This is a genomic window from Stenotrophomonas sp. 93052_Sma (assembly GCF_056481145.1).
In genome coordinates this window covers 2,667,956-2,687,937 of sequence record NZ_CM151134.1, presented here as the reverse complement: position 1 = coordinate 2,687,937, position 19,982 = coordinate 2,667,956, and the positions used below count along the sequence as shown (strand labels likewise).

Here is a 19,982-nt window from a genome sequence, read left to right as displayed (position 1 = left end):
AGTTCCCACAACCCAAGGAGCAATACCATGAAGATGATCTCCCGCTCGGTGCTCGCCGTTGCTGCCACCTTTGCCCTGGCCGGCGCCGCGCATGCCGCTGACATCGTCGGTGCGGCCAGCCCGGTGACCGACGCCGAGCTGTACGTCGCCGTCGGCGAATCGCAGGTCAACGGTGGCCCGCACCAGGCAGGCAAGGCCGGTATCGGCGTCGGCACCGTGTCCAACGCAAAGCCGGTCGATTTCCAGGGCCTGAGCCTGTACTCGGGCACCACCACCGTCAATGGCACCGCCGTGCGTACCCTGGCCATGCCGATCACCGGCGCACCAGGTAGCCATGCCGGCATGGGCCACTTCAACTTCGTCAAGGTCGGCAGCGGCGATGTGTGGTTCGGCGAATGGTCCAAGGATGGCGCCGCCGGTGGCTTCAACAACCGCCAGGTGTACTTCGTCGGTGACCGTGCCGGCACCACGCTGCCCGCCGGTGTGGCCACCTACAGCGTCGCGGGCCTGAACAAGTTCAACGGCAGCAACCTGCTGTCCGGCACCTTCCGTGCGGACTTCGGCAGCGGCAAGCTGCTCGGCGGCCTGACCGGTGGCGGCCTGGCGATCAACGTCAACGCCAACATCAACGCCGCCAACGCCTCGTTCGCGGGTACCGCCACCGCCAACGGCACCGTTGCCGGTGCCACCCAGGGCCAGTTCTTCGGCGCCAACGCCGCCACCCTGGCCGGTATCGCCACGTTCGCCGGCAACAGCCAGTACGACACCGCCTTCGGCGGCAGCAAGAACTGATCGCCACGCCCCTGACGGGGCAGGGCAGGGACAAGCCGCGATCCGCCAGTCCCTGCTTCGGCCCGCTGCATGCACCACCACGGATCGACCATGCGCCACTCCATCTTCCTTGTCGTACTGCTGTTGGCTGCCACCGATGTGCGCGCCCAGCAGGACGATCTTCGACGCGTGCTTGAACAGGGCACCGACCTTCGCCACCAGCAGCAGGACCAGCAGCGCCTGCAGCAGGCCGAGTCGGCGCGGCCGACCATCACCATCGACGGCCAGACCCTGCGCGTGGAGCGCACGGTCGACGATCTGGGCCAGGCGCTGTACCTGTCGCTGCAGCATCAGCAATGGGGCGCCGCGCAACGCTTCCTGGATGAATACATCGAACTGCCTGGCCACGACCCGTTGCTGCGCCACTATGCGCAGGGCGGCCTGGCGCGGGTGGCCGGCAATCACCATCGCGCGGCCAACGAGTACGAAGCGCTGCTGGAGGCACAGCCGGATTTCCTGCCGGCCCGCCTTGAATTGGCGCGCGTCTACGCTGAGGACCAGCGCGATCGCGATGCGGTGGCGTTGTTCACGGCGATCGCGGATGGCATCAATGCCGATGACCCTGCCACCGCAGGTGTACGCGGACGGGTGGACGCCTATCTGGCTGCGCTGCAGGCGCGCCAGCGCTGGAAAGGCGCGCTGTCCGCCGGCCCGGCATGGAGTGACAACATCAACCGTAGTTCGGCCAGCCGCACCTGCCTGTTCGGGGTAGGCGACACCTGCATCATCCAGCGCAATCTTCCCGATGCCCAGCGCGCCATGGGCCTGGACTACGACGGTAACCTCGAACGTCGCTGGGCCCTGAGGGGCCACCATGGCGTGTACGTGCGTGGCCTTGCATTCGGCCAGGCATGGCGCGGGCAGAGCGCCTACAACGAGCTAAATGCCAACGTGCAGGCGGGTTACAGCTGGCGTAGCGCACGGCATACCCTTCAGATCGCCCCCAGCTATGACTATCAGAGCCTCGGCAACCGGGCCCTGCAGGGCGGCAGCGGGCTGCATGGCGAATGGCAATATGCCCTGGATGCGCGCAGCCTGCTCAAGCTGGAGGCCGACTGGAAGCGCCAGCGGTATCGCCAGCAGGGCCTGGCCAGCAACTACGACGGCGAGCTGGCATCGTTGTATGCCACCTGGTTCCGCGCGTTCAATCCGCGCTGGACGGTGTTCGCCGGGCTGGATGTCACCGGCAGCAGCGCAGCCGACCCGGCCAACGGCTACCGCCAGCGCGGCCTGCGGCTGGGCGCGGCACGGCAGTGGAGTGGCACCACGGCCACGGTGTTCGTGTCGCTGCGCCATCGCGATTACGATGCCTGGAGTCCGCTGCTGGAGGCGCGCAGGCAGGACGACGAACAGAACCTGATCGCCATCGTGCGCAGCGAGCGTCTTGCCGTGGCCGGGCTGGTACCCAGCCTGAGCCTGCGCTACGCGCGCATCGACAGCAACGTTGGCTGGCTGTACAGCCACGACCGCAGCCTGCTCAGCCTGAAGTGGGAGCGGGCCTTCTGAACACGCCGCTGCAATGCCGCGGTGAACGGGCCGTGGCCGCGATCTTCATCCATCATCACGCGCTCTTGTAGCCCGGTTCGCGCATCCTGCGGGCGTTGCGGCAGAGCTGGGCCGCGTGTATCGAGGAGCGCCGGTCGTGCTGGAAGCGGGCAACAAACCAGAGGGCCTGAAAGGGCTGCGTGTACTGGTGGCGGAGGATGAATTCGCCATCGCGATGTTCCTGGTCGACTATCTGGAGCTGAAAGGCGCACAGGTGGTGGGGCCGGCCGGTGACCTGCAGGCGCTGGGGCAACTGGTCGATACCCATCCCATCGATGTGGCATTGCTGGACATCAACCTGGGCGGTGAGCAGGTCTATCCGCTGGCCGATCGGCTGGCCGAGGCGGGTACGCCCTTTCTGCTGACCTCCGGTTACGACGACAACCTGCCCAGCCGCTTCGCCAGCGCGCCGCGCTGTACCAAGCCTTATCACATCGAAACCCTGGTGCAGCAGCTGGCCGGGCTGGTGGCGGCGCCGCAGGTCTCTGCGGGCATCGCCTGATTGCGCGGCATGTCGCGCGGTCCTGAAGGCATCCACGCTGCCAAGCTGCGTGGCTCGATGCCACCTGCGCCGCGCCAGCATGCGCGCCACGATGGCATGGCCGCGCGCATCGCCCGCCACGACTGGTCGTCCACGCCATTGGGTGCCTGTGAGCAGTGGCCGCCCCACCTGCGCGCCACCGTCGACCTGATGCTGGCCCATGGCTTCCCGATGATCGTGCTGTGGGGCGAGCAGCTGGTGCAGCTCTACAACGATGGTTATGCCGAGATCCTGGCCGACAAGCATCCCGGCGGGCTCGGCCAGCCGACCCGCGAGTGCTGGCCCGAGGTGTGGCATATCAACGGGCCGATCTACCAGCGCGTCTGGCAGGGCGAAACCATCACTTACGAGGACAAGCTCTATCCTCTGGCGCGCCGAGGGCGGTTGGAGGACGTCTGGTTCACCATTACCTACAGCCCGATCCGTGGCGAGGAGGGGCGCATCAACGGCGTGTTGGTGACCATGTTCGAGACCACAGCGGCACATGTGGCCCAATTGGCACGCGAGCGCGAAGAGCAGAAGCGGCGGGAGGCGGACCGGCGCCTGGCATTGGCCTTCAAGGTGCTGCCGGTAGGTGTCTGCATTGTCGACACCGAGGGGCGCTTGCAGCTGTCCAACGACCAGATGCGTGCCTACCTGCCCAGCGGCAAGGTGCCTTCCACGGATGAGGTGAACCTGCATCGATGGCGCGGGTGGCATGCGGACGGTAACGCCATCGAGGCGCACGACTTCGCCATCGCCCGCGCGATGCGCGGCGAGACCGTGGTGCCGGGGCTGGAGTTCCAGTACCTGCATGATGATGGCCGCGCGCGCTGGACCCGCGTCGCTGCCGCGCCCCTGCGCGATGGCGACGGTGAGGTCAGCGGGGTATTTGCCATCGCGGTGGACATCGACGACCTCAAGCGTGCCACTGAGTGTCAATCGGTATTGCTGGCCGAACTGCAGCACCGGGTGCGCAACATCATGTCGACCATCCATGCCATTGCCTGGCGGACCCGCGAGTCGGTCAGCAGTGTGGATGAATACGCTGAACGGTTGTGCGGGCGACTGATGTCGCTGGCACGCACGCAGAGCCTGCTGACCCGTGGTGCCAATGCCGGCGTCTGCCTGCGTGGCATGCTCGACGAGGAGATCGCTGCGCAGACGCCGGCAGCGGCCGCCTACCGCCTGCAGGGCGAGGACGTGCTGCTGCCGCCGAAAGCAGCCGAAGTACTGTCCCTGGCGATCCACGAATTAGCGACCAACGCGCTGAGGCATGGCGCGCTCACCCATGAGGATGGCCGGATCGAGGTCACCTGGGATCTGCAGGTTCAGGCCGGCCAGCCATGGCTGGGCCTGCACTGGTGCGAGCGTCATGCCGAGGTGGAGGACTGGGAGCTGCCCCTCCAGCGCGGCCTGGGCCGGGCGCTGATCGAGCAGCGCGTGCCGTACGAACTGGCTGGCAGCGGGGAGCTGCGCTTTGGCCCACAAGGCCTGGATGCCTGGATCCGCTTCCCGTTGCGGGAGCGCGACAGCCTGCTGCAGACCGATGCTCCGGGCGCGGCGGCGGAGGGTTCCGTCAGGTAAAGGTCCATTTATCCCCAATTGGGCCAAATTGGGCATAATGGCCTCAACTATCCCCGTCTGGAGCCGTGCCATGACCCTGCCGCTGGATCTGCCTGGCCTCGAAAAGGCCCCGGCTTCGTCGGTGAAGACCCGTGGCTGGCCGAGCCTGATGCGCACCGTGCGCGAGAAGCAGGCACTGGTCATCACCAACCATAATCATCCGGAAGCGGTGATCGTGGATATCCGCACGTATCAGGAGCTGCTGGCCAAGGCCGCCGGCGGTGACGCCGGTGAGCGCAGTGAAGAACTGCTGCGCCTGCGCGGTGAGTTTGACCAGACCCTGGCCAGCCTGCAGCGCGGTGAGGGGCTGGGCAAGGTGCTGGGCCAGCCGATCCGCCGTGGCCGCAAGGTCACCCTCGGCCGTCCGCTCTGAACGATGGGGCGGATCCTGGTGCTGGCCGGCGTCAATGGCGCCGGCAAAAGTTCGCTGCTGGGTACCTGGCTGGAAGCCGAAGGGCTGAGCTGGTTCAACCCCGATTCGTTCACCCGCCGCCTGGTCGAGGCTGGCTGGCCGCTGCCCGAAGCCAATGCCGAGGCCTGGCAGGAAGGCACCCGCCGCCTGCGCCAGGCCATGGCTGATGGCACGGACTTCGCCTTCGAGACCACGTTGGGTGGCAACACCATTCCGCGCCTGCTGCGCGAGGCCTGCGAGCACCATCACGTCGCGATCTGGTTCTGTGGCCTGGCCACGGTCGAGCTGCACATCGCCCGCGTGGCGGCGCGGGTAGAGGCCGGTGGCCACGATATTCCGGTGGAAAAGATCCACGCCCGCTTCGATTCGGCGCGCGAGAACCTGTTGGACCTGCTGCCGCACCTGGCTGAGCTGCATGTCTACGACAACAGCGCGCCGGCCGACGCAGAAGGCTGCGCCGCGCCCCTCCCGGTGCTGGCGATGGAGCGCGGCCAGCTGCAGTACCCGGTCTCGGTGGCCGAACTGCTGCACACGCCGGACTGGGCCAAACCCATCGTGATGCGCGCGATGGAGTTGGACACCCCGCAGTAGATCCGCGCCGTGCATGACTTGCGCCACCGGAGCTGCGGTTAGACTGACCGCACAATCAAGGAGGATGACATGCACGGACCTGCAATGCTCCGCTCGACCCCGATCCGTCTGGCGATTGCCGCGCTGGCGCTGTCCTGCCTGCCGGCGATGGCCGCGTCGCCCGCCGCCAAGCGACCATCGCCGCCCAGCCTGGTACAGGCCTACCACGCTGCCGAAGCCAACCTGCGGCTGATTCCCGGTGACGATATCGAATCGGACTTCCGCCCGGTGTGGACGGGGGTTGCCGATCTCGATGGCGATGGCCGTTCCGAAATTGTGTACTTCTACACGTCCACTTACACCGGTGGCAGCTTCGCGCAGAGCAATGTGGTGGCGGTGATGACAGCGCTGACAGCGAACGATCCGCGTGGCCAGGAGAACCCGAAGAGCTTGTCGCGGACGGAGGCGGAGGATTTCGCGGCCATCCGGGAATCAGGTTATGGCGATGATGCCGGCATCCAGATTCCTGGCGCGGTGCGGTCGATCCGAATCGAGGGCAACCGGATCATCGTTGCCTTCACTGTTACCGCAGGCGCAACGGTCTGCGAAATTCCCCGCGATTTCCGCCACGTCTGTCCGCCGGACGGAAACTACACCTGGACGCTGCGTTGGACGCCGGGGAAGCTGACCCGCATCAAGAAATAGCGCCAGGTAGCGCCGGGCGTATCCGCCCGGCGCCACAGGCCCCATGTAGATCCAGGCCATGCGTGTGGCATTTCGCGGCGAGCCTCAGGCCGGCTTCACCTGCTCAGGCTCAGCAACGTCCGGCAGCGGCGGCAGGCTCGGGTCCACCGTGACCGGCACATCGCTCTTCAACAGCGCCGCAGCTTCCCTGTCGCTGCCGACGGCCGGCGGTGAACCACGCAACGGCAGGCCGGCGGTTTCCTTCACGAACAGCATCGTGATCAGGCCGACCACCGCCGCGCCCATCAGGTAGTAGGCCGGCACCAGCGGGTCGCCGGTACGCTCCACCAGCCACGCGGTCACCAGCGGCGTGGTGCCACCGAACAACGATACCGAGACGTTGAAGGCGATCGACAGCGCGCTGTAGCGCACCGGGGTATAGAACAGCGCCGGCAGCGTGGACGGCATCGAACTGGTGAAGCACACCAGCGCCAGGCCCAGCAGCATCAGGCCAAGGAAGATCATCCAGTCGTTGCCGCTGCCGACCAGCAGCAGGCATGGAATCGCCAGTACCAGCAGCGCGATGCAGGCGCCGATGATCATCGGCCGGCGGCCCAGCTTGTCACTGAACAATCCGCCGACGATGTTCAGCGGCATCATCACCAGCATCACGATGATGATCAGCAGCAGGCCTTTGCTCTCGGCGTAGCCCATGGTGACGCTGAGGTAGCTGGGCATGTAGGTCAACAGCATGTAGTCGGTGACGTTGAACACCAGCACCAGGCCCATGCACACCAGCAGCTGGCGGCCGTGCACCTGGATCAGCGCGGCCAGCCCGGGCCGGTCGTGCTCGCGCTTCTCGGCTTCCTCGGCGAAGGCGCGGAATGCCGGGGTCTCTTCCAGCTTCATGCGCATGTACAGGCCGAGCAGGCCGAGTGGGCCAGCCACCAGGAACGGAATGCGCCAGCCCCAGTCCAGCATCTGTGCGTTGCTCAACAGCATGTGCAGTGCGGTGACCGTACCGGCGCCGGCGATGTAGCCGCCCAGCGTGCCGAACTCCAGCCAGCTGCCCATCAACCCGCGGTTGCGGTCGGTGGAATACTCGGCGATGAAGGTGGCCGCGCCGCCATATTCGCCACCGGTGGAAAAGCCCTGCACCACGCGCGCCAGCAGCAACAGCACCGGTGCCCAGATGCCGATCCGCTCGTAGGAAGGAATCAGGCCGATCGCAAAGGTACCCAGCGCCATCAGGATCATGGTGAACGCCAGCACCTTCTGGCGTCCATAGCGGTCGCCGAGCGGGCCGAACACCAGGCCGCCGAGTGGACGCACCAGGAATGCCACGGTGAAGGTGGCGAAGGCCGCGATCACCTGTGCGGTGGGATTGCTCGACGGGAAGAACACCTGGCCGATGGTGACGGCCAGATAGCCGTAGACACCGAAGTCGAACCACTCCATGGCATTGCCGAGTGCAGCGGCACCGACGGCGCGCTTGAGCATGGGCTTGTCGACGACGGTGATCTCATCGACCTTCAGGTGGCGGCGGCGTTTGAACCAGCCGAAGTGGGCATGGGAATCGGGCGTGTCCTGCATAGGGGCTCCCTTGTAGGTATGGAATAGGGGAATGGGTGCTGTGGTGTGTCCCGGAAGTCGGAAACGGCGATGCAGGCGCAAGTGGCGCAGGGGCATCGGAAGGCGGCGTGGGGGCCGGGGAATGTGTGCAGGCACGAGGGCGCGCGCACGGCAAAGCACCGCCGCAGGGGCGGAAACGCAGCAACGGGATCACATCGGCAGCGCAGTCAGCGGCCGGGTGTCACAGCAGCGTGGGGGAGCAGGCAGGGGGCCTGCGGGCGTCAGCCGCCGGGATCCAGCGCGAGGCGATGGAAATGCAGGGCGGGAGCAATCGTGGCAAGCGAAGCGCCGGTCGGCAGTGCTTCCCACGTAACAGGTGCGCCCGTCACGTAGTGGGTCGTGTCGATCATCCCTTCATCATAACGGCACCGGCGTGAGCGTGCAGCGAAGCGGGCTGATCTGCACGCTGTGTTCCACGTCGCCTGTTCAGATGGTTCAGGCCGACTTCGCCATCAAACCGAACACCGTGCAGGCCATCGCCAAGGCGCCCGGCAGTGCCAGTTTCCGCGTGACCAGTGCGGCGCCAATCATGGTGAGCACCGAGAGCATGATGGCCAGGGCGAAAAACGGTTGGCCCTGCAGGAACTGGTGGATGCAGCCGGCGCAGCCGGCAATGGCCAGGCTGGTGGCGAAGCAGACGTGGAACAGTGAGCCAGCGTGCACAGAGGTTCCTCGCGATGATGGAGGCCATAGCGGCAGGCCTTTGGGTAAATTTAGGGCGGATTTCAGATTGCGATGACGGAATCACATCCTGTACGCACTCTGGTGACATCTGCGTGCATAAGGTGAGGCACACCCACTTTTCAAATTGATGGAGGATGCAATGGCGCGGACGATTCCCGAAGGAACGCTGATCGTGGTAGCCGACGGTGGTTCGGCACGGGTGTTCACCAACGTGGGCAGCAACCATCAGTTGACCCTGAAGCAGGAGGGCGAGCTGCGCCTGCAGGACATCAGTGAGCAGGGCGTGTCCGGGCAGGGGCCTGCGGGTGCAGTGCCGAAGGACATGTCGGTCTCGCAGCTCAACGAGGCGACGTTCGCCAAGCAGGTGGCCGAACAGCTCAATGAGGATGCCTTGAAGAACCGCTATGCGCACCTGGTGTTGATCGCCGACCCGACCACGCTGGGTCGTATTCGTCCGTTGCTGCATAAAGAGGTCCAGGCGCGTTTGCTCGGGGATATTGCCAAGGATCTGACCAACGCGCCGCTGGAAGACATCCAGAAGGCACTGGCGGCGTAGCGCTGATGCCGTTCATGCGTGATCACCTTCCGAACGAGCCCACCTTTGCGGGGGTGGCGGCGCAGGCTGGGTGGCAGGTGCTGGAGTTCGGTGCGCCCTGGTGCGGTCATTGCCAGGTTGCGCAGCCCGCGTTGCAGGCCTTCGTCGAAGCGAACGATCTGCCGCATTGGAAGATCGAGGATGGCAAGGGAAGGCCATTGGGGCGAGCGTTCAAGGTGAAGCTGTGGCCGACAGTGGTGCTGCTGCGCGATGGAGAAGAGGTCGCGCGGGTGGTGAGGCCGCTGGACAGTGCGGACCTCATGTCGTTGCAGAGCGCGCTTCCCGGTTGATGATTGAACCCGGCGCGGGACCCCGGGCAGTCGCACTGCAGCATGCGGCGTGACAGGCCCGGTGCTAGCATCCGGCTACCACCTGAATCGATCCAAACGCCGATGCCCACGCTGGACCGTCGTCTCCTGATTGCTGTCGCCGCCACGGCAATGCTCGCTTCCGGCCTGGCGTCGGCCGCTCCCGCCAAAACCGCCGCCGACAAGGCCTACGCCTCGGTCGACCCGTTCATTGGTACTGGAGGTGAAGGCCACACCTACCCGGGTGCCACGGTGCCGTTCGGCATGGTCCAGCTCAGCCCGGACACACGCATCCAGCCACGCGAAAAGGCCTATGGCTGGGCAGCCGGCTATCGCTACGACGACAGCAGCATCGTCGGCTTCTCGCACACGCATTTTTCCGGAACCGGTCATTCGGACCTCGGCGACATCCTGCTGATGCCGTTCACCGGTAATCCCGGCCTGGAGCGCGGTGATCCGGAAAAGCCGCGCAGCGGTTACGCGTCGCGCTTCCGCCACGACGACGAGAAGGCTGAGCCGGGCTACTACGCGGTCACCCTGGACGACTACAAGGTGCGCGCCGAACTGACTACCAGCGCGCGTGGGCGTGCACCGCTATGCCTTCCCAAAGGGCACCGATGCCAAGGTGCTGCTGGACATGCGCACCAGCATGTACGACTACCCGGGCAAGGTGCTGTGGTCGCGGGTGCGGGTGCGCGCCGATGGCACGGTGACCGGCTTCCGCGAGACGCGCGGCTGGGCGCCGGGCCGCCAGCTGTATTTCGCGATGCGTTTCTCGCGCCCGCTGGCCGGGCATGAGCTGCACAACACCGAGCAGGACATCGTCTACAAGGGCTTCCCGCCGCCGGGCGAGAAGGATCCAGCGCAGCGGGCGCAGATCGAAGGCCGTCAGCTGGTCGGTACCTTCGCATTCGGCAAGCTGGACGCACCGCTGGTGGTCAAGGTTGCGATCTCGCCGGTCAGTGAAGCCGGTGCAATCGCCAACCTCGACGCGGAAGTGGCGGACTTCGATTTTGACCGCATTCGCGCGCAGGCAAAGCAGGAATGGACGCAGGCGCTGTCGGTGCTCGATATCGATGCGCCGGAACATGCGCGACGCAGCGCCTATACCGCGCTGTACCACACGATGCTGGGGCCAACGCTGTTCATGGATGCCGATGGCCAGTACCGCGGCTCGGACAACGCCGTGCACCAGGCCAAGGGCTACACCAACTACTCCACGTTCTCGCTGTGGGATACCTACCGCGCGCTGCATCCGCTGCTGACGCTGGTGCAGCCGGAGAAGCGCAACAGCGATTTCGTCAATTCGATGCTGGCCCACCATGAGCACAGCCCCTACGGCATGCTGCCGGTGTGGTCGTTCCACGGCCTGGAAGACTGGTGCATGATCGGCTACCACGCGGTGCCGGTGATCGCCGACGCCTACGTGAAGGGCATCCGCGGCTTCGACGCCGACAAGGCGCTGAAGGCAATGGTCGAGACCGCCAACTACGGCCCGTACGATGGCATCTCGCAGTATCGCGAGCTGGGCTACGTGCCGATCGACGAGGAAGGTGAGGCGGCCAGCAAGACGCTGGAATATGCCTTCGATGACTGGACCATCGCGCGCATGGCACAGGCGATGGGCAAGATCGATGTTGCGGCCACCTTCGACAAGCGCGCCGGCAACTGGCGCAACGCCTTCGACAAAGACACCGGCTTCATGCGCGCACGCAAGCGCGATGGCAGCTTCCGCACGCCATTCGACCCCAGCGCCAGTGAATACGGCACCGACTACACCGAGGGCAATGCCTGGCAGTACTCCTGGTACGTGCCGCAGGATGTGGCCGGTCTGGCGGCAGCGCACGGTGGCAGTGACAAGCTGCTCGCGCGCCTGGACGAGGTGTTCAACGCCAAGGTCGACCCGTCCATCTTCGAGCACATGGAAGACATCACCGGGCTGATCGGCTGGTATGCGCACGGCAACGAGCCCAGCCACCACGTCGCCTATCTGTATGCGTATGCCGGCCAGCCGTGGCGCACGCAGGCGCGCCTGAAGCAGATCATGGACACCCAGTACGCAGACCGCCCCGATGGCCTGGCCGGCAATGATGACGTCGGCCAGATGTCGGCGTGGTACGTGTTCACCGCCTTGGGCTTCTACCCGGTGGCCCCGGGCTCGGGCGAGTACATCCTGGGTCGCCCGTTCCTGCCGAAGACCGCAATGCGCCTGCCGAACGGCAAGACCTTCACCATCGTGGCCGACGGGCTGGATGACAGGCACACCTATGTGGGCAGCGTGAGCCTCAACGGCAAGCCGTTGCAGCGCACCTTCCTGCGCCATGACGAGATCCTGGCCGGTGGCGAACTGCGCTTCAGCATGCAGGCCGAGCCGAACAAGGCATGGCCGGGGCAGGGCGCGCAGGCGCCGTATTCGATGAGCCGGTGATGATGGGTAGGTGCCAACCAAGGTTGGCATCTACCGGGATCCGCCGGCTGGGGTGCTTTTGGTAGGTGCCAACCTTGGTTGGCATGCGGAACATCAACAGCGCCAACCAAGATTGGCATCTACCGGGATCCGCCGGCTGGGGTGCTTCTGGTAGGTGCCAACCTTGGTTGGCACGCGGGAGGTCAACAGCGCCCACCAAGGTGGGCATCTACCGGGATCCGCCGGCCGAGGTGCCTTTGGTAGGTGCCAACCTCGGTTGGCACACGGGACGTCAACAGCGCCAACCAAGGTTGGCATCTACCGGGATCCGCCGGAGGGGTGCCTTTGGTAGGTGCCAACCTCGGTTGGCACGCGGGAGGACAACGGCGCCCACCAAGGTGGGCGTCTACCGGAATCCGCCGGCTGGGGTGCTTTTGGTAGGTGCCAACCTTGGTTGGCATGCGGGACGTCAACAGCGCCCACCAAGGTGGGCGTCTACCGGATGGCGTGACCGGGTAGGTGCCAACCTTGGTTGGCACGCAGGACGTCAGCGGGATCGAAACCGCATCCCCACCCGCGCGCCACCGATCGGGGCGGTATCGATCACCAGCGCCGCATCATGCCGCTGCGCGATCTCGGCCACGATCGCCAATCCCAGTCCGCAGCCGTCGCCTTCTGTGCTGGCCCGGTAGAAGCGTTCCGTGACGCGCGTGCGCTCGGCTTCGGCAATGCCGGCGCCATCATCGTCCACCCATACCTGTACGCCTTCGGTCTCCTGCCGAAGGCCGAGGGTGATCACACCTGGTAGGGAACCGTAGCGCAGCGCGTTGTCCAGCAGGTTGCCCAACGCCTCGCGCAGCAGCTGCGGATCGCCCTGTACCTGCACGCCGTCGTCGGGCCCGTCATAACCCAGGTCCACGCCTGCAGCCAATGCACGGTCCGCATAGCGCTCCACCACGCTACGCGCCAACGCGGCCAGGTCCACTGGCTGCAGCGGCAGTGCGCTGCCATGTGGATCTTCGGAGCGGCTCAACATCAGCAGTTGGTTGACCAGATGCTGCAAGCGGGCCAACCCGGCCAGCGTGCCGGACAACGCCAGCTGCTGGGCCTGCGGATCATGCTGGCGCAATGAACTCTCCAGCTCCACCTGCATGGCCGCCAACGGGGTGCGCAGTTGATGTGCGGCGTTGCTGACGAAGCGCCGCTGCGCATCCTGCATCGCGTCCAGGCGCTGCAGCAGCGCGTTGTAAGCCTCCACCGCCGGCCACAGTTCGCGCGGGGCTTCCTGCGCCGGATCCAGCGGTGCCAATGGATCCGGCCGCGGGCTGGCCAGCTTCCGCGCGACCAGGTTGGCATGGCGGGCGGCGGCGCCGGTGCCGGACCAGGCCAGCCACGCCGCCAGTGCCAGGATCGCGGCCTGGAACGGAACGCTGGTCAGCAGCAGCTTGCGTTCCAGCCGGTGGCGCTTGCGCAGTGTCTCGGCCACGCGCAGCCGGATGTCATGGCCCGGGCCGGCGCTGACCACCACTTCGACCATGCGCACCGGTTGACCACGCAGGCGCGCATCGTAGTAGACCGCATCGTCATTCGCGGCGGCGCTCGCCGGACGTGGCAATGCCTCGGGCAGGTCGCCATACAGGCGCCCGCCATCCGCATCGACCACCTCGCCATGCACTTCGTCGGCGGTGTCCCAGGTGAACATGCGTGATACCGCAGGGGTGATCTCGATGGATGCGCGGCCGTCCTGCACCGTCACCAGCTCGGACAACGACATCGCCGAATCCAGCAGCCAGCGGTCGTAGACCTGGCCGGCATAGAAGCGCGCCAACGCGAATGATCCCACCGCACTGCACAGCAGCAGCACCAGCAGCGGCAGCCACAGGCGCCGCAGCAGCAGACCACGCAGGCTGTGCACGCGCTCAGTCACCCACGGCCTCCAGCCGGTATCCAAGCCCACGCAGCATGCGGATGCCGACGCCGGCGCGCCTGTTCCAGTTTGCGGCGCAGGCGGCTGACATGCACCTCGATCACCGACAGGTTGGCCTCGTGGTCCCAGCTGTACAGCGCATCGAACAAGCGCTGCTTGGTCACGGTGCGGCCGGGATGCTGCATCAGTGCCTCGACCAGCGACAGTTCGCGCGCGGTCAACTCGATGCGCTGGCCTTCTACCTGCACTTCATTGCGGATGCTGTCGAAGCACAACCGGCCCAGCCGTTTCTGCGCCGGTGCATCGCTGCGGCGGCGCGACAGTGCACGCAGGCGGGCTTCCAGCTCACCGAGTGCGAACGGCTTGGCCAGGTAATCGTCGCCACCGCGGTCGAGGCCGAGGATGCGGTCCTCCACACCATCGCGCGCGGTCAGGATCAGCACCGGCAGGGTGGCGCCGTCGTTGCGCAGGCGCGAGAGCAGGTCCAGGCCATCGACGTCGGGCAATGAAAGGTCCAGCACCATCACGTCATACGGTGCGCTGGCCAATGCCGCCGGCGCGTGCAGTCCACGCGAGAGGTGGTCGCACAGATGACCGGCACCCTGCAGGGCGCGGATCAGTCCATCGGCCAGAGCGGCGTCGTCTTCGATCAGCAGGATTCGCATTGCAAGCTTCGTGCAAGGTTGGGGCAAGTTTGGCGCAAGTGCATCACCTTACCGTGACGTGCATGAATTTCTCCTCTCGTCTTGCGGCCGTGCTGGCCACGCTTCTGTGCGCGCCTGCGGCTTCGGCGCTGTCCCTGCAGGAAGCGCAGCGCGCAATGGAAGCACACAACCCGGACCTGCGCGCAGCGGCACTGGAGCTGCGCGGTGTGCAGGGCGATGCGCAGACGGCGGCATTGCGCCCGGCCACCGAGCTGTCGATCGGCACCAGCAAGATCAGCCCCAAGCACGGCATCGGCCCCGGACGCTGGCAGGACAAGCGGGTGGACAGCACCGTGGGCCTGGGCTGGACCTGGGAGCGCGGCGGCAAGCGCGCACTGCGCATCCGCCAGGCCGACGCGCTGCTGGAAGTGGCCGGGCTGGAGATGCTCGATGCGCGGCGTCGCCAGCAGGTGGCGCTGCATGAAACCTATTTCGGCCTGAAGGGCGCCCAGGAGCGGGCGCGGATTGCCGAGGCCAACTGGCAGAGTTCGGCCGAACAGATGGCAGCGGCGGACAAGCAGGTCGCGACAGGGGCGATGGCACCGGTGGATCGCGCGGCTGGCGGTGGACGACCTGGCGGTGGCCGACGCGGCGCGCGAGGCGGCCCTGGATCTGCGCGACGCGCGGCATGCGCTGGGGCTGCTGCTCGGCCGCGACGACAGCCATGACCTCAGCGCCGATGATCCGTGGCCAGACCCCGCGGGCAGGGTCGATACGCGCGCGTTCGACCCGCAGCAGCGCGCCGACCTGCGTGCCGCGCGTTCGCGCCTGGCTGCGGCCGACGCGGGCGTGGCTCTGGCGCGCAGTGAGCGCCATCGCGACATCCAGCTGGGTGTAGAGGCCGAACGAGAGCCGACCGACATCAGCGGTGTTACCTGGGGCGTGTCGTTGACCATTCCGCTGGGGGGGCCGTCGCGCGCGCGCGGCGCGATCCAGCGTGCCGAGGCCGACCGTGACAGCGCCGCGCTGGAGCTGCAGGTGCTGCAGCGCGAAGCACGCGCCGAGCTGGACCAGCTGCAGGCCAGCGCGCAGTCCGCCGCACAGCGCCGCAGCGACTATGAGGGACTGCAGTCCGACGCCGCACGCAAGGCGGTGCAGGGCATCGAACTGGCGTACCGGCGCGGTGCCGCCAATCTGACCGATCTGCTGGATGCGCGCCGCAGCTGGCGCGACTTCGAGGCCGCACTGATCGAGGCGCGCACCGACCATGCCATTGCACTGGCGCGCTGGGAAGCCGCCACATCCGTTGCCGAAGGAGAATCCCGATGAAGTCCACCGTCGCCTATCGCCCGCAGGCGCGATACGCCGTGCTGCCCGTCTTGCTGGCGCTGATCCTGCTGGGCGGCTGTGGTCGAGAGCCAGCTTCCTATCTTGAGGACGCACCTCGGGTCAGTGCCGGCCAGATTCAGTTTCCTTCCGACAGCCGCCAGCTGGACGTGCTGCGCAGCGAGACAGTGAGTGCCGGCGCCAGCGCCAGCCTGCAGCTGCCGGGCCGGGTGGTCTGGGATGAGACGCGCTCCAGCGCACTGCACACGCCGCTGTCGGGGCAGGTAGCGCGCATCGAGGCACAGCCGGGGCAGAAGGTGAAAGCCGGCCAGGTCATCGCCTGGATCACCTCGCCCGAGTTCGGCCAGGCTCAGGCTGAAGGTGCCCGTGGTCGCGCCGAGCTGAAGCAGGCACGCAAGGAACTGGACCGTACCCGCGAACTGCATGCGGCGGGAGTGGCGTCGGGTCGTGAACTGGACGAGGCCGAGGCAAACTTCGCTGGCAGTCAGGCTGATCATGCACGCGCGGCCGCCTTCGCCAAGGCCTATGGCAACGGCCAGCGCGTCGACCAGCGCCTGCCGCTGCGCGCCCCCATCGATGGCGTGCTGGTGGAGCGGCGGATGAGCCCGGGCATGTCGGTCAGCCCCGACAGCGATCAGCCGTTGGCAGTGATCGGCGATCCGGACCGCCTGTGGCTGTTGCTGGACATTCCCGAAAGCCTGGCCGGACGTTTGAAGGCCGGCATGCAGGTGAGCGTGCCGGGTGCAGATGGCCAGCCGCTGCAGGCGGCCCTGCAGCATGTGGATGACTTCGTCGACAGCGAACGCCGCGTGGTGCAGGCGCGCCGAGCTGGACAATCGCGCACGCGGCTTCAAGGCGGGACAGTATGTGCGCGCCCAGGTGGCGTTGCCGGCCGAGGGCGGTGTCTCGTTGCCCGATGCGGCGGTGCTGCTGATCGACGGCAAGCAGGTAGTGTTCGTGGAAGAGGGCAAGGGCCGCTACGTGCGCCACGCCGTGCACGCCGAGGAGCTGGGTGACGGTCGACTGTGGGTGCGTGACGGTCTGGCGGCTGGCAGCAGGGTGGTGGTCGAAGGGGGCCTGCTGCTGCAGCAGCTGGTCGACAGCGCGCCAGCGGCCGCCAGCACCGGCGCGGGGCATGCCGCCCCATGATCGATCGCCTGATTGCCTATTGCCTGCGCCAGCCGCTGATGGTGATGCTGGCACTGCTGTTGTTCATCGGCGGCGGCATCGCCGCGTTCCGCGTGCTGCCGGTGGAGGCCTTCCCGGACGTCTCCGACACCCAGGTGACGGTGGTGTCGCTGCACCCGGGCCGCGCCGCCGAAGAGGTGGAACGCGAAGTGACGATGCCGCTGGAAGTGGCCTTGTCCGGCATTCCGCATTCGGTGCGGGTGTTCTCGCATACCCAGTTCGGCTTGTCGATGATCATCCTGACTTTCGACGACAAGGCCGACGACTATTTCGCGCGGCAGCAGGTGCTGGAGCGCTTGCAGGGTGTGGAGCTGCCAGAAGGGGTGACCCCGGAGCTGGAAGCGATGAGTTCGGCGGTGGGTGAGATCTACCGCTACGTGCTCAAGGGCCCGCACATGACATCGACCCAGCTGCGCACCGTGCAGGAATGGACGATGGAGCGCAGCCTGCGCACCGTGCCGGGCGTGGCCGATGTGATCAGCTTCGGCGGTTTCGCGCGCACCTTCCAGGTCAAACCGGACCTGGACAAGCTGCGTGACCGCGGCATCAGCCTCGGTGAGTTCGCCGAGGCGCTGGAGAAGGGCAGCTCGAACGCCGGTGGCGGCTACGTGGAGCGCGGCCAGCAGCAGTTCCTGATCCGTGGTGTGGGCTTGATGCGTTCGCCGGGCGACATCGGCAACGTGGTGGTGGCGCAGCGCGGGGGCACGCCGATCCTGGTGCGCGACCTCGCCGGGGTCGCCGACACCGGCCTGCCACGCCAGGGCCTGGTCGGCCAGGACGGCAATGATGATGCGGTGTTCGGCATGGTGCTGATGCGCAAGGGTGAGAATCCGTCCGACGTGCTCGACGCCCTGCATGCGCGCATCGCCGAGATCGAAGCGAACCAGCTGCCGGCCGGGGTCAGCATCGAGCCGTTCTACGACCGATCGTGGCTGGTGTCGACCACGCTGAAGACCGTCTTCCGCAACCTGCTGGAAGGTGCGGTGCTGGTGTTCCTGGTGCTGTGGCTGTTCCTGTACAACGCCCGCGCCGCACTGATCGTGGCGGCAATGATGCCGCTGGCGCTGTTGTCGACCTTCCTTGGCCTGCACCTGTGGGGCGTGCCGGCCAACCTGCTGTCCTTGGGTGCGATGGACTTCGGCATCATCATCGATGGCGCAGTGATCGTCACCGAGCACATCGTCTCGCGATTGTCGAAGCTGCCACCTACGGCCGATCGGAAGACGCGGTTCTCGACCATCCTTTCGGCTGCATCGGAAGTGGGCCGACCGACGTTCTTCTCGATGCTGATCATCATCGCCGCGCACATCCCGATCTTCACCCTGCAGCGCCAGGAAGGCCGCATGTTCGCGCCGATGGCGTACTCGGTGACCTCTGCGCTGATAGGTGCGTTGATCCTGGCGCTGACCGTAGTACCGCTGTTCTGCTACTGGTGGCTGCGGCGCGACCGCATGCGCGACGGCAACCCGCTGATGGACCGCCTGACCGACTGGTACCGGCCGATCCTGGAGCGCGCACTGGCCCGGCCACGTGCGGTGGTGCTGACCGCAGTGGCGTTGCTGGTGGGTACGTTGGCACTGGGCACCCGCCTGGGCTCGGAGTTCCTGCCCGAGCTGGACGAAGGATCGATCTGGCTGACCGCCACACTCGACCCCAGCACCAGCCTGGCCGAAGCGCAGCAGCAGTCGCGGCGCATCCGTGAGCTGGTCGGCACCTTCCCGCAGGTGTCGACGGTGGTGGCCAAGCTGGGGCGCCCGGAAGACGGCTCCGATGCCAAGGGCGCCAACCAGATCGAGGCGCTGGTGGCGTTGAAGCCGGAGAAGGAATGGCCGAAGGGCGTGGACAAGCGGCAGCTGGTGAGCGACCTGCAGCGCACGCTGGAGCAACGCATTCCGGGGCCGGAGTTCTCGATCTCGCAGCCCGTGCGCGACAACATCCTGGAGAGCATTTCGCAGATCAAAGGCCAGGTGGTGATCAAGGTCAGTGGCTCGGATCTGGACGTACTGAACCGGCAGGCGCAGGCGATCCTGGGCCAGGTGCGTGGGGTGGAGGGCGTGGAGAGTGCCTTCATTGACCGCGATGGCTCGTTGCCGCAACTGCAGATCGAGATCGACCGCGACCGTGCAGCACGCTATGGGCTGAACGTGCGCGACATCGACGAAGTGATCGAGACCGCACTGGGCGGGCGCCAGGTTGGCGAGCTGTGGGAGGGTGACCGCAGGTTCCCGATCACGTTGCGCCTGGACGATGCCGACCGTGACCTGCAACGGCTGCGTACGGTGCCGGTGGGCATCGGCGATGGCCACACGGTGACATTGTCCGACGTGGCCGACTTCCGCATGGCCAGCGGCGCGATCAATATCTCGCGCGAGAACGCACAGCGGGTCAAGGCGGTCAGCATCTTCATCGCCGGGCGTGACATGGGCAGCGTGGTGGCCGACATGCGCAAGCGCGTGGATGCCAGTGTGCAGCTGCCGGAAGGCTACCGGTTGGAATGGTCCGGTGAGTTCGAGAACCAGCAGCGTGCGATGAAGCGGCTGGGCTGGGTGATTCCGCTGTCGGTGCTGCTCATCTTCGTACTGCTGTTCGATGCCTTCAAGGACATCAGCAGCGCGGCGCTGATCCTGGCCAACGTACCGCTGGCGATGATCGGCGGCATCCTGGCGTTGTGGTTGACCGGCATTCCACTGTCAGTGTCGGCGGCGATCGGCTTCATTGCGTTGTTCGGACAAGCGGTGCTGAACGGGGTAGTGATGCTCAGTCGCTTCGCTCAGCTGCGCGAGCAGGGCATGGACCTGCTGCAGTCGGTGGTGCAGGGCTCGCTGCAGCGCCTGCGCACGGTGCTGATGACCGCACTGCTGGCGATGTTCGGCCTGCTGCCGATGGCGACCTCGCATGCGATCGGTGCCGAGACCCAGAAGCCGCTGGCGGTGGTGGTGATCGGTGGCCTGCTGTCGGCGATGCTGCTGACCCTGCTGGTGCTGCCGACGCTCTACTACTGGGTGCACCGACGCCGCGAGGCGCGGACGGGCTGACGATAATGTAGAGCCGAGCCCATGCTC

General features: G+C 66.5%; 14 protein-coding genes and 4 pseudogenes. 13 read left to right on the top strand and 5 right to left on the bottom strand.

Features of this window, described 5'->3' with window-relative positions; genetic code table 11:
- Positions 1 to 27: 27 nt before the first annotated feature.
- The 7 genes from ACZK2V_RS12585 (at position 28) to ACZK2V_RS12555 (ending at position 6,209) form a co-directional block, all read left to right on the top strand.
- On the top strand, positions 28 to 792 hold the full coding sequence (locus ACZK2V_RS12585; protein ID WP_049422975.1) for a Slam-dependent surface lipoprotein: 765 nt from the start codon (positions 28 to 30) through the stop codon (positions 790 to 792).
- A gap of 90 nt (positions 793 to 882) precedes the next feature.
- Complete coding sequence (locus ACZK2V_RS12580; protein WP_049422974.1) at positions 883 to 2,337, top strand: surface lipoprotein assembly modifier; 1,455 nt, start codon at positions 883 to 885, stop codon at positions 2,335 to 2,337.
- Between the two features lie 136 nt (positions 2,338 to 2,473).
- Positions 2,474 to 2,878, top strand: coding sequence for a response regulator (locus ACZK2V_RS12575; protein WP_019337750.1), 405 nt, complete (start codon positions 2,474 to 2,476; stop codon positions 2,876 to 2,878).
- Positions 2,879 to 2,887: 9 nt separating this feature from the next.
- Positions 2,888 to 4,483 (top strand): sensor histidine kinase, encoded by a 1,596-nt coding sequence (locus tag ACZK2V_RS12570; protein ID WP_486322421.1) that lies wholly within the window; start codon positions 2,888 to 2,890, stop codon positions 4,481 to 4,483.
- Positions 4,484 to 4,553: 70 nt separating this feature from the next.
- A complete protein-coding gene (locus tag ACZK2V_RS12565; RefSeq protein ID WP_005413623.1) occupies positions 4,554 to 4,895 on the top strand; it encodes a type II toxin-antitoxin system prevent-host-death family antitoxin in 342 nt (113 codons plus the stop codon).
- A 3-nt stretch (positions 4,896 to 4,898) separates the two neighbouring features.
- Positions 4,899 to 5,525 carry an ATPase gene (locus ACZK2V_RS12560; protein ID WP_132810239.1) on the top strand — a complete coding sequence of 209 codons (627 nt, stop codon included), beginning with the start codon at positions 4,899 to 4,901 and terminating at the stop codon, positions 5,523 to 5,525.
- Between the two features lie 69 nt (positions 5,526 to 5,594).
- A complete protein-coding gene (locus ACZK2V_RS12555) occupies positions 5,595 to 6,209 on the top strand; it encodes a hypothetical protein (RefSeq protein WP_049422970.1) in 615 nt (204 codons plus the stop codon).
- Between the two features lie 84 nt (positions 6,210 to 6,293).
- On the opposite strand, the gene proP is transcribed toward ACZK2V_RS12555, so the two are convergent.
- The 3 genes from proP to ACZK2V_RS12540 all read right to left on the bottom strand — a co-directional run bounded on the left by proP (position 6,294) and on the right by ACZK2V_RS12540 (position 8,483).
- On the bottom strand, positions 6,294 to 7,781 hold the full coding sequence (gene proP, locus ACZK2V_RS12550; protein WP_049422969.1) for a glycine betaine/L-proline transporter ProP: 1,488 nt from the start codon (positions 7,779 to 7,781) through the stop codon (positions 6,294 to 6,296).
- A 260-nt stretch (positions 7,782 to 8,041) separates the two neighbouring features.
- Positions 8,042 to 8,170 carry a hypothetical protein gene (locus tag ACZK2V_RS12545; RefSeq protein ID WP_256200907.1) on the bottom strand — a complete coding sequence of 43 codons (129 nt, stop codon included), beginning with the start codon at positions 8,168 to 8,170 and terminating at the stop codon, positions 8,042 to 8,044.
- Positions 8,171 to 8,255: 85 nt separating this feature from the next.
- The gene (locus tag ACZK2V_RS12540; RefSeq protein ID WP_486322420.1) at positions 8,256 to 8,483 is read right to left on the bottom strand and encodes a hypothetical protein; all 228 of its coding nucleotides are present in this window, start codon (positions 8,481 to 8,483) and stop codon (positions 8,256 to 8,258) included.
- A 160-nt stretch (positions 8,484 to 8,643) separates the two neighbouring features.
- Between ACZK2V_RS12540 and ACZK2V_RS12535 the strand changes: the two genes are divergently transcribed.
- From ACZK2V_RS12535 to ACZK2V_RS12525, 3 genes and pseudogenes are all read left to right on the top strand, one after another.
- Positions 8,644 to 9,060, top strand: coding sequence for a baeRF12 domain-containing protein (locus ACZK2V_RS12535; protein WP_019337746.1), 417 nt, complete (start codon positions 8,644 to 8,646; stop codon positions 9,058 to 9,060).
- 5 nt (positions 9,061 to 9,065) lie between these two features.
- Entirely contained in the window at positions 9,066 to 9,389 is a 324-nt protein-coding gene (locus ACZK2V_RS12530; RefSeq protein ID WP_486322419.1) for a thioredoxin family protein, read from the top strand.
- 102 nt (positions 9,390 to 9,491) lie between these two features.
- Positions 9,492 to 11,835 (top strand): annotated as a pseudogene (locus ACZK2V_RS12525) (GH92 family glycosyl hydrolase).
- Positions 11,836 to 12,361: 526 nt separating this feature from the next.
- Here ACZK2V_RS12525 and ACZK2V_RS12520 read toward each other — a convergent pair.
- Together ACZK2V_RS12520 and ACZK2V_RS12515 are read right to left on the bottom strand one after the other, a co-directional pair.
- Entirely contained in the window at positions 12,362 to 13,741 is a 1,380-nt protein-coding gene (locus ACZK2V_RS12520) for a sensor histidine kinase (RefSeq protein ID WP_201116305.1), read from the bottom strand.
- Positions 13,734 to 14,406: pseudogene (locus ACZK2V_RS12515) on the bottom strand (response regulator). The gene ACZK2V_RS12520 and the pseudogene ACZK2V_RS12515 overlap by 8 nt, the downstream one beginning before the upstream one ends.
- A 62-nt stretch (positions 14,407 to 14,468) precedes the next feature.
- On the opposite strand from ACZK2V_RS12515, the pseudogene ACZK2V_RS12510 reads away from it, so the two are divergent.
- From ACZK2V_RS12510 to ACZK2V_RS12500, 3 genes and pseudogenes are all read left to right on the top strand, one after another.
- Positions 14,469 to 15,714: pseudogene (locus ACZK2V_RS12510) on the top strand (TolC family protein).
- A pseudogene (locus ACZK2V_RS12505) lies at positions 15,711 to 16,881 on the top strand (efflux RND transporter periplasmic adaptor subunit). The pseudogenes ACZK2V_RS12510 and ACZK2V_RS12505 overlap by 4 nt, the downstream one beginning before the upstream one ends.
- Positions 16,878 to 19,955, top strand: a complete 3,078-nt coding sequence (locus ACZK2V_RS12500) for an efflux RND transporter permease subunit (protein WP_486322418.1) — start codon at positions 16,878 to 16,880, stop codon at positions 19,953 to 19,955. Before ACZK2V_RS12505 ends, ACZK2V_RS12500 begins: the two are co-directional and overlap by 4 nt.
- The last annotated feature ends 27 nt before the right edge of the window (positions 19,956 to 19,982 follow it).